The sequence below is a fragment of the Maribacter aquimarinus genome, assembly GCF_047345505.1.
Classification (GTDB): domain Bacteria; phylum Bacteroidota; class Bacteroidia; order Flavobacteriales; family Flavobacteriaceae; genus Maribacter.
The window spans coordinates 23,985-36,578 of sequence record NZ_JBLFEO010000020.1; the positions used below are offsets into that span (position 1 = coordinate 23,985).

The 12,594-nt window shown below is 50.0% G+C and carries 8 protein-coding genes; 3 read left to right on the forward strand and 5 right to left on the reverse strand.

Annotated elements, in window-relative coordinates:
• The first annotated feature begins 11 nt into the window (after positions 1-11).
• Both iolG and ACKWCC_RS13830 read left to right on the forward strand, forming a co-directional pair.
• Positions 12-1,019, forward strand: a complete 1,008-nt coding sequence (gene iolG / locus ACKWCC_RS13825; RefSeq protein ID WP_413996540.1) for an inositol 2-dehydrogenase — start codon at positions 12-14, stop codon at positions 1,017-1,019.
• A gap of 58 nt (positions 1,020-1,077) precedes the next feature.
• A complete protein-coding gene (locus tag ACKWCC_RS13830; protein WP_413996541.1) occupies positions 1,078-1,917 on the forward strand; it encodes an endonuclease/exonuclease/phosphatase family protein in 840 nt (279 codons plus the stop codon).
• Positions 1,918-1,951: 34 nt separating this feature from the next.
• On the opposite strand, the gene ACKWCC_RS13835 is transcribed toward ACKWCC_RS13830, so the two are convergent.
• The 5 genes from ACKWCC_RS13835 to ACKWCC_RS13855 form a co-directional block, all read right to left on the reverse strand.
• Positions 1,952-3,823 (reverse strand): metallophosphoesterase, encoded by a 1,872-nt coding sequence (locus ACKWCC_RS13835; RefSeq protein WP_413996542.1) that lies wholly within the window; start codon positions 3,821-3,823, stop codon positions 1,952-1,954.
• A gap of 305 nt (positions 3,824-4,128) precedes the next feature.
• Positions 4,129-5,562 carry a sulfatase gene (locus ACKWCC_RS13840; RefSeq protein ID WP_413996543.1) on the reverse strand — a complete coding sequence of 478 codons (1,434 nt, stop codon included), beginning with the start codon at positions 5,560-5,562 and terminating at the stop codon, positions 4,129-4,131.
• A 454-nt stretch (positions 5,563-6,016) separates the two neighbouring features.
• On the reverse strand, positions 6,017-8,434 hold the full coding sequence (locus ACKWCC_RS13845) for a glycoside hydrolase family 95 protein (protein ID WP_413996544.1): 2,418 nt from the start codon (positions 8,432-8,434) through the stop codon (positions 6,017-6,019).
• A 509-nt stretch (positions 8,435-8,943) separates the two neighbouring features.
• On the reverse strand, positions 8,944-10,293 hold the full coding sequence (locus tag ACKWCC_RS13850) for an ankyrin repeat domain-containing protein (protein ID WP_413996545.1): 1,350 nt from the start codon (positions 10,291-10,293) through the stop codon (positions 8,944-8,946).
• A gap of 26 nt (positions 10,294-10,319) precedes the next feature.
• Positions 10,320-11,477, reverse strand: coding sequence for an ankyrin repeat domain-containing protein (locus ACKWCC_RS13855; protein ID WP_413996546.1), 1,158 nt, complete (start codon positions 11,475-11,477; stop codon positions 10,320-10,322).
• 508 nt (positions 11,478-11,985) lie between these two features.
• On the opposite strand from ACKWCC_RS13855, the gene ACKWCC_RS13860 reads away from it, so the two are divergent.
• Entirely contained in the window at positions 11,986-12,453 is a 468-nt protein-coding gene (locus tag ACKWCC_RS13860; RefSeq protein ID WP_413996547.1) for a Dps family protein, read from the forward strand.
• Positions 12,454-12,594: the final 141 nt, after the last annotated feature.

A 12,594-nucleotide genomic window follows, 5' to 3' on the forward strand; every position in this document is an offset into this window, starting at 1 on the left:
AGAAAAAACGCATGTCAAAATTTAAAATAGCCATTGCAGGCTTGGGAAGAATAGGGAAGATTCATTTAAACAATCTGCTACAGATTCCGGACATTACCGTGGTGGCGGCAACCGATCCAGATGAGGATTGCTTGAGCCACGCCAAAGAGAAGGGAGTACCATTTGTGACCCACAGCTTTCAAAATATGTTGGACTCCACCAAAATTGACGCCATTTTAATATGCTCGCCAACGGATACCCACGCAGACTATGTGGAAACTGCCGCCAAGATGGGCATACATCTGTTTTGCGAAAAGCCTTTGGACCTCTCCGTAAAGAGGGTGGTGGAGGTCTTGGAAGTGGTGAAGGCAAACAATGTGAAGTTGATGTTGGGTTTCAACCGAAGGTTCGACAAGGAATTCAGAAAGGTAAAGGAACTGGTAAAAAACGATGCCGTGGGGCAACCGCACCTGGTAAAAATCACGAGTCGCGATCCCGGCGCACCGCCCATTGGGTACATTGAAACATCGGGGGGCTTGTTTTTGGACATGACCATTCATGATTTTGACATGGCCCGTTTTGTGGTGGACAATGAGATCACCGAGGTCTATGCCAAGGGAACCGTTCTGGTGAACCCCGAAATAGGGGCTGCCGGGGACATTGATACCGCAGTGGTCACCATGACCTATACAGATGGCAGTATGGCCGTCATAGACAACAGCAGGGAGGCAGCCTATGGATATGATCAACGCGTGGAGGTGTTTGGTTCCAAAGGAATGGTACAGTCCAACAACAATTTCCATGATTCACACAAACTCTACAATAAAACGGGGATACATGCCGCCCTACCGCTGCATTTTTTCCTTGAGCGTTACCAAGAAGCCTACAAAACAGAAATACAGGACTTTGTCAAGGCCCTTTACAACGGTAGCAACATGCCCGTAAATGGGGATGACGGTTTAAAATCCCTAAAAATTGCCTTGGCCGCCCTAAAGTCAGTACAAGAAGGGCGTCCGGTTAAAATAGCCGAAATCCAATAACAAAGGCACCTTTTTCCAAGAGCCTGCATTCCAAAAAAAAATGGTAAAGCATCCTATCATGCTCCTTCTGTTTTCCTTAATGTTCCCTATCCCGGGCACCGCTCAGGGAACCATTGGCATAAAGGCGATGTCCTTTAACGTGCGCTATGACAATCCCGATGACGGGAAACAAAACTGGCACCACAGAAAGGAGAACATAGTTGGGATGGTGGGCTTTTATGATCCGGACATCATCGGTATGCAAGAGGTGCTGGTACATCAGCGAGATTATCTAAAAACCCATCTTAAAAAGTACGGTGTTATTGGGGTGGGCAGGGAAGACGGGAAGGAAAAAGGGGAGTTTTCCCCCATATTTTACAAGAAAGATAGATTTGAGCTGCTCATGAGCAATACCTTTTGGTTGAGCGAAACCCCAAATAAGGTAAGCATAGGCTGGGATGCGGCCCTGGAACGGATTGTTACCTGGGCAAAATTCAAGGAAAGGGCCACCGGAAAAGTCTTTTTTTTCATGAATACCCATTTTGACCATAAGGGAGAATTGGCCCGTTTGGAAAGTTCCAAATTATTGAAAGAAAAGTCAATGGCACTGGCAAGTGCCCTTCCATTGGTCATCACGGGAGATTTTAACCTGGTTCCCACATCCAAGGGCATACAGCTCTTAACAGCACCCAATGGGGAGAACACGGTGGTGAACAGCAAAGATGTGGCTGCCTTGACCTATGGCCCCGACTGGACCAGCTGTGGCTTTGACCATAGACCGTACAAGGATAGAGAAACCATTGATTATGTCTTTGTGAGAGGCGTTAAAGCCGTGAAAAAGCACGCTGTTCTGGCAGAGACTTTGGAAGATATTTTTTTATCCGACCATTGTCCCGTCCTGGTCGAGATAGAGTTGTAAGCCCCTTACCCGTGGCAATTTCACCAGTGCTGCCCTATGGCCTTGGTTGGTTGCGCAACGATTGCAATTTGCCCGTATTAAAATCTATTTCAAAATCGTTGGAGGGGGCATCATTGACAAACTTCTCCAAAATGGTCATGAACCAACGTACTTGATCCATAAAAAGGTCCGCTTGGTACGTTTGTTCACCGGCCAAAAAAGAGTTTGCCAAGAATTTATACTCCTCAAGGCGCTCCCCACCAATGTCCCTATGGCTCAAGCCATCGCCATTTCTTAATCTGTACAAGTCAAAAATAAGCTCCTCTCCCGTCCAATCCCCAAAAGTTTCCAGGTTCATTTTATGGGCTTCCAGCACTTTCCCGGTGCTTGAGCCTACTCTTGGGTTGTGGGTTCCTTTAGTTCCCAGCCCATTAAGTATGTTTTTATAGTCGTTTATGTCCTCGGTTTTGGAAAGCGCCAAAAGCTCTTTTCCCGTGGCCCGCTGAAACAAGGATACAAATGATTTGGGCCATTCAGAGGGCAGGAATCGCAGTCTTACCAACTCCTTCAAATGGGCATTCATAAATTGGCCGTACGTTTCTGAGGATAGTATGGCTTTGTCCCAAAGAGCATTTTGTCCATTTTTTTCCAAAAAATCGTGTTCCTGTTCATAGAGGCCAAAAAACTCATTGAAACGGGGCACGGTGTCCAGCAATACCGTCTCTATCTTAAAAACATCGTTCCCCTTCACGGTAACCACCTTATAGGCGGCGGCATAGGCGGCCAAAGAGGGCACTTGCACATTTACCAGGATTTGGCTCCCTTCCGTGGTATGGATGCCCGTGTCATTTAAATGCATATGCCCCCCAAAATGCAGCTTTAGCCCCAAGGAAGAAAACAGGTCCGCTACCTCTTTTTTGGGAACACGCTTGTTTTGCATCCTCCCGCCCTGCAATAACTTGCCAATATCCGGTGCCGCTCCATTGGTAAAATCCACCATGGGGTAGTGACTGAATGCAATGAGTGTTTTCCCGTGGGCCTTGGCCTCTTTTACCACCTTGGCCACCCAATCCAACAGATAACGTTTATGGGTAAGTAAATTGTCCAGTCCCAAACCGTTGTTTGGATAGTCCAAAAGGGCGGGATCTACCTGTGGCCCGTTTTTCTCTCGTTCAATGTAGGTATTGGCATCCAGGGACAAAAGCCAAAGTCCCTCCATGGGCTCAACCAGGTAGCTAAGGTCTGGTATGGGCAAATCGTCTGGTGCCATTGAAATGGCCCTATCCGTCAGGGAGGCGCTTTCCGAGGCCTTTTTAAAATCATAGTCCCCATAGCCGTAGGGGGCAAAAGGGGACGACCAATAGTTATGCTCTGGCTTGGGATAAAACCCATGATCCCCCAAGATCTCGACTATGCCCCGGTATCCCAAATTTTTAAGGTCTTTTGAGATGACCACGGGATGCTCATGCCCGGAATCCGAAACGTGAATGTCCGCTTCCGAAAAAATGGGCTGCTTCTTTCCACCTTTTCCCAAAAAATCCGCTTTGCCATCATTGCGGGCAAAGGGTTGTATCACGTCATGGTTCCCCGTGGCCAAGAAGAAGGAGAGGGAGTGCTTTTTGGAATAATGGGACAAAATGTCTTTGAAGCCCCTTAGATGAAGGGGTTGGCCATCATCCGAAAAATCTCCGGGCACAATCACATATTTTATGTCCCGCGCCACAATATCATCCAAGGCGGCCAAAAAAGCAAAGTAGTTCTCGTTGAAAATTCTTGTGGATCGCAGTTGACTCCCCATGGTACGGATCAGGGCATATTGGTCATTGGCAGGGTTCAATACGCCCCTATATTTGGTGTCTTGCAACTCCCCGTAAACATCCTGTAAGTGAATGTCCGCAAGCACGGCCAGCCGCACATCCGAAGACACCAATTCTTTTTTTGTGCCACAGGAAGCCACTGAACAGAGCAGTAAACAGAAAATAAGGCCACTTCTAAAAGTACACATATACAATAATCATGTTCAGGGAAAAGAACCATTTAAAGATAAGGCATGGAAAAGTTAAAAAGCATCGGGCCATGCAAAGGTTTGCAAAACCCGCCACGATTTCTTTGTTTACGATTGCCATTGAGAATAACAGGAAGAGCATCGCCTTCCACGGTCCAGTACCGAGTTGCCAGAGGCCATTCCGCTTTTCAACCTAAAACAATCACGCTTCGCCATTGATCAATATGTTATCTAAGGTCGTTGGTTCTCACTTTTTCAAGTTTGCGCAGCAACCTACCTTGCAATTTTGCCAAGCGTTTTGCACAACGGGGATCAACGGCCAAATTGGTGTACTGCTTGGGGTCGCGCTTCATATGGTAAAGCTCCGCCCCCCCAGAGCCGTCTTCGTTGTACTGAATGTAGGCCCATTTTCTTGTTCTAACCAAAAAGGACCTCCCTCCTTGGGACACCGAAAAGGCCATGTTCCTTATTTTGCTGCGGGGGCGCTTCATGATTTTCACCAGGCTCTTGCCCTGAACGTTGTTGGGCACCTCCAAGCCAGCCAACTCCGCTACCGTGGGGTACAAGTCCAAGAGCTCGGCAAAGGAATGGGTCACGGCAGGGGCAACACCAGGGGCCTTGATGATCAACGGCACCCGAACCGATTCCTCATGCAGGCTCACCTTCATCCAAAACCGGTGCTCTCCCAAATGAAAGCCGTGATCCGAGGTGAAAACGATCAAGGTACGTTCTTCCAGACCCTCTTCCTTAAGGGTTGCCAATATCTTGCCCACCTGGGCATCCATATATGCCACGGAAGCATAGTAACCGGCTATGGCCTTTTGTTCCTGTACCGCTGTCATCTTGGCGTTGTCGCTCGTAACATAATTGATGCCCCGTTCGGGAATATCATCCCAATCCCCTGGCCACTGGGGAGGTCTCTCAATGTTTTCGTGTGGATAGGGCAAAAAGTACTTTTTTGGCGCCACAAAGGGCACGTGGGGCCTTACCAGGCCCACGGCCAAAAAGAAAGGCCGGTGCTTGTTCTCCCGGATCAGCGCACTGGCCTTCAATGCGGTTTTTCCATCTGAGTGAACCGTATCGCCTCCGTCTGCCTTTACAATGGTCATTACGTTTCCTCCTTTTCTGGTCAACGTATTGTCCGGGTTGCCCTGTACGAGTTCGGCCTCACCGGCCGCCGTCCATTCCGGTCCCTGACTGTTAAAACGTTCTGTCCACGAGGCGGGATCGTCCTTGCCATGGCCTCCCGACTCAATGTCCTTGGGCACGGCCATATGGTAAATTTTGCTTACCCGGGCCGTATGGTAGCCGTTGTCCTTAAAGTGCTGGGGCCACGATTTTCGGTTAGGCCCCACCGCTTCCCTCCCGCTTACATACCCATAGGTCTTGGTGGCACTGGGATAGTATCCGAACATCATGGAGGCCCGGGACGGCCCACAAACGGGATATTGGGAGTAGGCCCGGGTAAAGCGGATGCCCTCCCGGGCCAGTTGATCAATATTGGGGGTTTGGCAGGCCGCGTTGCCATAAGAGGAAACGGCCTCAGCCGTAAGATCGTCCGCAATAAGGAACAGCACGTTCAAGGGTCTCTTTTCTTGCGCCCAAAGTGCGGCGGAAAAGAGCGTGAGAAAAAGCAAGACCCAACGTTTCATACGCTTCATACGTTTAAATATTCTTAATTATATAAAAGCTAATTAAAAAATTGAGCATCCCGTGCCTGCAGGACAACCGCTACGCTCTCATAATAAAATTTTTAAACATCGCACTTTGCAACGTAATTTTTAAAATTTCTTAATGCTCGTTTCATCTGATACTGATTTTTGCTTTTTATTGGTGACATGCAACAGTGATGTTATCATGCCACTCTGTTACTCCCCTTTTAGAGTTGGCTGTTCCATGGTGTTTCCGTTATCACTTTAAACGTTGTCCACCTTTGAGCCCTTCTTGCCTCAACTTTTCATGGGTCACGTGGTGTACTCTACGGGCCTAAGGGCACTATTTGGTTGGGCCAGGGGCAGACGGCCATCAAAGTTACGCCTGGCGCGCTCGCTATTTTTTCCACCATCCGAAAGTCTAGGAAAAGCAGGGCAAAGTCCTCCCCAATTTAAAGCTTGGTCATGGTTTCACTTCATAGATATGTACTCCGTTGGCATCCAGCACAAAGGGCCGAAGCGCTCCGTTGGCCTTTAGGGTGCCCTTGGCAAAGGGCTTACCGCTAATGCGGGCCTTGCCCAGCCTGCCATTGTCCCATTCCATATTTACCGTAAAACCGCCACGGGCCTTTAATCCGGTCACTTTTCCCTTGGGCCAGGCCGTTGGTAGGGCGGGCAACAGTTCCAACACCCCGGCCTGTGACTGCAACAATAGCTCCACCATCCCTGAGGCACCTCCCATATTGCCATCCAATTGAAATGGGGGATGCGCGCAAAGCAGGTTGGGATAGGTGCCGCCCGCGGTGGTCATGTTCACGCTGGTGTCCGTAACCGGCTTTAACAGCTGCCCCAACATCTTATGGGCCCGGTCCCCATTGTTTAGGCGTGCCCAAAAGTTCATTTTCCAGGCCCGGGACCACCCGGTGCCATCGTCTCCACGTGCATTGAGGGTTACCCGCGCGGCCTCTGCCAGTTCCGGGGTTTTGGTGGTGGAGATCTGGTTGCCCGGATGTAGGGCGAACAAGTGGGAAATATGCCGGTGTTGGTTCTTTGGATCGTCCACATCCTCGGCCCATTCCTGCAACTGCCCCCAAGACCCCACTTGTGGGGGCAAGATGGCATCCCGGGTCTCCTTTGCACTGCGGGTAAAGGCATCTTCAATGCCCAAAACCTCGGCCGCCTTTATACAGTTGTTCAACAGGTCCCAGGCAATTTGGTGGTCCATTGAAGCCCCCTTGGAAATACCACCGTGCTCTGGCGAATACGATGGCATGGACACCAATTGCCCTTCTCCGTTGTCCACAAGATAGTCTATCCAAAAAAGGGCGGCCTCCCGCATAATGGGGTAGCCCCTGGTCCTAAGAAAATCCATATCCTGCGTAAAATCATAGTGGTCCCAGAGATGCTGTGAAAACCAGGCGGCCCCGGCGGGGAAAAAGCCCCATGGAATTCCCCAGCCCGTGGAGGTAAAGCCGTAGGCGTTGGTCATGGTGTTTGTCATCCATCCCCGAACGCCAAAAAATTCCTTTGCAGCAACCTTTCCCGGGACCACCAAACTTTCAATGAAGTCCAAAAAAGGGAGATGGCACTCAGAAAGATTGGTGAGCTCTGCGGGCCAGTAGATCATTTCAAGGTTGATGTTGCTGTGGTAATCTGCCGCCCACGGGGGGTTGGTGCTGTTGTTCCATTTTCCCTGTAAGTGCATGGACATGGTGTTGGGACGGCTGCCCGCAATCATCAAATAGCGCGCATATTGGAAGTACAGCACTTCAAGCCCCAAGTCTTGGGATCCTTGGTTATAGGCTTGCAAACGCGCATTGGTGGGCAGGTCAGACGCGCCAGATCCATCAAGATAAAGGCTTACCCGATCAAACAACTGGCCATGGTCCCGCAGGTGTTCCGCATAAAGATCGGTGTAGCTCCTTCCCTGCCATTGCTGCATGGTCCTTTGGTTCTTTTCCTTAAAGTCGGTGCCGCGGTAGTGGGGAAACCTGGGCGCGTAGGCCGTGGCCGCAGTGTGCACCATGATCAGGTCTTTTGCACCGTTCACGTACACCACCCCTTCTTCATAACGCAGCTCCCCATCCGACAGGTGAAAGGAAATGAGGTTTTCAAAAGGCATGGCGTTGTCTGCCACCTCCCCAACAAAGGAATACACCCCGTCCTTAAAGGTCTGAGCGGTGGTGATATGCGGACTTTTCAATTGAATTTCATAATTGGTCCGGACGGAACTTTCAAACCGATACACCAGGGCATTGCTCGGGTAGTTCCCAAAAAAGGTACGGCGGTAACGCTCCCCGTTTACCGTATAGCCCACCTGCCCCAGTGCTTTTTCAATGTTCAGGCTTCGGCGGTATTCCTTTACCGGGCCGGAATGGTCCACTTGCACAAAAATATCGGCCATGGTCTGCTGCGCTCCGTAATCCCCGAAATCGGCATTGTACCTCTCGCCACGGTCAATGACCCCGGTAAACTCAGCTTTTATTAGGGCATCGGCAGCTTCCATCTTGCCCTCGCGCAAAAGTTTGCGCACTTTTGGGAGATGCTGGTGCGCTCCCCTTCTAACCCCAAAATCATGCTCCGCATTGCTGCCGGGACCACCGGACCATAGCGTACCTTCTGAGAACTGTATCTGCTCCTGGTCCACGCCGCCAAAGAACATCGCGCCCAAATACCCGTTGCCAAAGGGCAAGGCCTGCGTCATCCAATCCGTGGCCGGTGCCGTGTACCAAAGTTCCAATTCCCGGCCGTCCTGTCCCCGTCCCAACCAAACACAAGACATGCACCACAGAAATACAAAGAGCCCTTTGCCGGGAAGACATCCATTTAAAATGGGCAATACCTCAACAATACGGGCGCCACGGGCAAACCATTCCTTCATACCATCACGATTAAAAACCTTTGGCACTGCGCTTGTATTGCCACGGCTACGTGGAACAGAACAAGTGCCCAAGACATCCATAAATCTACCATCCCCTGGGCAGGTCAAGGATAAATGTACAAAAAGGAAAAATCAAAACGGCGGGTGCCACGTACTTTTGGAAAATGATGACAGGCATTGGAAGTTCTTAGGGAAACCTGGGCGAAAACACAAAAAAAGGATTGCAATACCATTTCCCAATTTAAAATTGGCCGATAAATGGTTTCTTTTTACGCCCTACTTCAAAATAAAAATAGGCCGTAGCTGTGCTATGCCCGATTTTTCTTTTTCTCGGGCCAAAAAAACAGTTCAATGTCCATCGCTGCATCTCAAAACAGAACCGGTATAAGGCCCTTGGTCCGGACAGACCAGACCAAACCGTTGTTCCTTATTCACAATGATCAAAGCGTCAGATGCCCATACCCCCAAAACCACCTTATTGTGTGTCCAAGGGTGTCTCCCCGGCCCTCTTAGCCTTTTAAGATCTTGGCCTTTTCAATGTTAAATTCCTCTTGGGTAAGCACCCCCATATCCAACAGCTCCTTTAGGTCCATCAGGGCCTTTTTCTTATCGGCCATGGTGGTATTTGGGGCTGCTTCGGTTTCCTTTGGTGAGGCAGATGGCGTGGGTTTTACCGAAGCGGGAACGGCGGCCCCTTTGGTTGCCAGGATAAATTCGGTGATCTCATTGAATCCCCTGATATTGGAGTAATCGATGGCCAATTGCTCCTTGGCGTTCACCACGGAGACGTTGGCGCCTTGTTGCAGCAAAAACTGCACCACGTCCTTTTTACCGTTGGCCGCGGCATAGTGCAAGGGTGTATTCCCGCTCTCGTCCTGGACGTCCACTTCGGCCCCGGCCTCCAACAGCAATTTTACCATGCTCAAATGACCGCTCTTGGTGGCCACGTGGAGCAGGCTTTCACCGCCCAGGGTGTTGGACACCCCCAGGGAATAACCCGCCGTAACGGAAATATCATTGGCAGATTCCACCCAGTCCAGGTATGCGTGCATGCTACTTTCATTCCCGGACACGGGCTTCCCATAGTTTACGTCCACGCCGTGCTCCAAAAAGAGTTTTACGATCTCTTTCTGGTTGGCCGAACAGGCGTACCAGATGGGGGAAAGACCATTTTTGCCCGAGACCAACATATCGGCACCACGATCGGCCAATAGTTTAATGAGCATGCGGTTGCCGGAGTAACAGGCGATCAATAGTGGACTCTCCTCGGCATGGTTCACATGGTTTACCTGGGCCCCATGGTCCAACAACAGTTCCACCATGGGCTTGTCCTTGTTCTTGGTGGCCAACAACAAAGGGGTGTTCCCTTGTTTGTCGGTTGCCGCAATGTCCGCTCCTTTGTCCAGGAGCAAGGTCACCACCTTTCGGTTTCGGTTGGAAGCGGCCAGCAACAATGGGGTCTGGGCCTCGTTGTTCTCCAGGTCCACCGCCATGCCACCGTCCAAGAGCCGCTCCATGACCTCCACTTGCCCGTTCACGGCCAAGAGGTGCAAGAGGCCATTGCCCTTGTAGTCATTGATATTGGTCTTTGCACCCTGTTCCAAAAGATAGAGGGCGGTCTGCTTCTGTTTTTGCAGACAGGCAAAATAAAACGGGGTTTCGCCCTGGTGGTCTTCATAGTCCAGGGCGGCACCCTCTGCAATGAGCATTTTGCAGATATCCAGATAGCCGCGGTGCGCCGCATAGTGCAGGGCGGTACGTCCTTTTTCATCGGTGTAGGTAACATCCACCTCCTTGTTCTTCAACAAGATTTCGGCAATTTTTCGTTTTCCGCCCTCACAGGCAATTATAAATGACATGGACATCTTCTATCTGTTTTTTTAGGTTATTTCCCGGCCACCAAAAGGGCCACCGTCTTTGCTTTTAAATTGTCCGTGGAAGCGATCATCATGGCCGTTTCCTCGTTGGCGTTGGTCATGGAGGGATCGGCACCGGCCTCCAGCAACATTTTTACGTTCCGGTACACTTCTTTGGCCCTCTTGTCCTCGTTCATGGTAAAACGACCACAGATTTTGTGCAGTAGGGTGTTGCCCGCATCATCTTGATGGTTCACTTCAAAACCGCTGGCGGCAATGACCACTTTGAGCAGCTCGGGACCTGTGTCCACCAAGGCATCCATCGCGGTAACCGGCTGCCCGCGATCGGTACTGGTGGCGTATAGGTCCGCACCATCCTCCAACAACAATTGCAACAATTCAGGGCCACAGCCCATTTTGATGGTTTGGAACAACAGTGCCTCTCCGGCGGTGGTCCTTTGGTCAAATTCCGGGGTGGCGTACTCCCGCATCAGCTTGTACTTTTCCAGGTCTATGGCATTGGCCACGGCATGGTAGAAGGGAGATACCCCTTTGGCATCCTGTACATTGGGGTCTGCGCCATTTTCCAACAACCACTTTATGTATTCCATCCGGTGCTCCCTTACAGCGATGTGCAGCGGCGTTTCCTTGGCCACATTGGCTTTCTCCAAATCTACCCCTTGCTCGTACATCAGCTCCAAATAGGCCAGCCCCAGATCGTACTTCCGGGTATATTTTTTAACAATGGCGTGCACCAGGTTCCCTTCTGAGCGATCAATGATGTTTACGTCACAACCATGGTGCACCATGGCGCGTACCACCTCGATCGGTGTCTCATGTTCCAGGGCCAGGCCCAAGAACGACTTCCCTTCCAGCTCATCGTTAAGATTTTGCACCCTTGGTACAAAGCTGTCCAAAAAGGAAAGGGATTCGGCGTCCGTGCCCAGGTTCTTGACAAGGCTCATGAAAATGGTCTTGTTAAAACTGTCGTGCTCATAGATATCCATTTCAATGGCACCGCTCTCCACAAGCGCCTCTATGACATCAAAGGCCCTTTCCCGCAGCAGGGAATCATAAATGCCCGTAACATGGTAGTCCCTTAGCCCTTCAAAAGGGTCACTTTCCGTCTGCACGATGTTAACGGCTTTCTCAAAATCCTTGGCGCGTATGGCTTCTTGTAAGGTCATCCGATCTTGGTTTTTTGCATTATTGAACAACGATAAAAAAGAGCGGTTATTACGCCCCTTCTTCCTTTGTTTACAAAATTGCATGTTCTCCTCCGCAGCCACCACCCCCAAAATGGTGAAACGGCATATCCCCATAAACAGGGGGCTTCTAAAAAACCCGTTCAACATCAGAAATAAGATCTTGAAAAAGAAATTATCATCCCATAAAAAAAATTTCGCATACCGTAGCCCCCAAAGAAGGCACAAGCCGGTCCTCCTTGTCTTTGCCCTTAATAATAGGTTAGTCATCGCCCAATTCTTATGGACTCGTTTTTTTTAGGTTGATGGTCTGCTGTGGGGTAAATTATACGCTCTTTCAAAACCCTGCCCCTTGCACCGCCGTCCTTTGTGCCCCTGCCCAAAAAGAGGTGACAATAGTGCGATGCCCAGGCCATACTATGTGACTTAGGTCACTGCATTCCAATACGGAAAGGATTACCTTTGCCTTGAACATAAAAAATAAACGGACATGAAGAATTTAGTGGGAATTGATAGGGGAAAAGCGGAAAAACTGGTAACGGAACTGAACATACTTTTGGCCGATTACGAGATTTTCTACCAGAACTTGAGGGGCCTGCACTGGAACATAAAAGGAAGGGAATTTTTTGAGCTGCACGGAAAGTTCGAAGAGTTCTACCAAGATGCCTTTGTAAAGATCGATGAGATTGCCGAACGCGTCCTGACCCTGGAAGGCGAGCCTTTGCACACCTATACGGACTATTTGAAAACGGCCGAGATCTCCGAGGTAAAAAACATAACCGATGGCATCAAGGGCGTAAAGGTGATCGTGGACAATTTTAGCACCCTTGTGGTCAAGGAACGCGACATCCTTAGCCTTGCCGCCGATGCGGATGATGAAGGAACGGTTAGCCTAATGAGCGATTATATTTCCGAGACCGAAAAGACCCTGTGGATGCTGAACTCCTACCTAAGGTAATATCCAATTGCCAGATTTTGGGAGTTGCCACAGTGGTGCGGAATCCCTGTGAACATCTTATTAAAACATCACCAAAGCCCTGGGATCTACCGCAGGGCTTTGGTGTTTTTGCACCAAGGCCTGTTGGGCCCACACCAAGGC

Coding starts and splice junctions, on each gene's coding strand:
- ACKWCC_RS13840 (WP_413996543.1), bottom strand. CDS start 5,562: ATGAAGCGTATGAAACGTTGGGTCTTGCTTTTTCTCACGCTCTTTTCC.
- iolG (WP_413996540.1), top strand. CDS start 12: ATGTCAAAATTTAAAATAGCCATTGCAGGCTTGGGAAGAATAGGGAAG.
- ACKWCC_RS13850 (WP_413996545.1), bottom strand. CDS start 10,293: ATGTCATTTATAATTGCCTGTGAGGGCGGAAAACGAAAAATTGCCGAA.
- ACKWCC_RS13855 (WP_413996546.1), bottom strand. CDS start 11,477: ATGACCTTACAAGAAGCCATACGCGCCAAGGATTTTGAGAAAGCCGTT.
- ACKWCC_RS13845 (WP_413996544.1), bottom strand. CDS start 8,434: ATGAAGGAATGGTTTGCCCGTGGCGCCCGTATTGTTGAGGTATTGCCC.
- ACKWCC_RS13830 (WP_413996541.1), top strand. CDS start 1,078: ATGCTCCTTCTGTTTTCCTTAATGTTCCCTATCCCGGGCACCGCTCAG.
- ACKWCC_RS13860 (WP_413996547.1), top strand. CDS start 11,986: ATGAAGAATTTAGTGGGAATTGATAGGGGAAAAGCGGAAAAACTGGTA.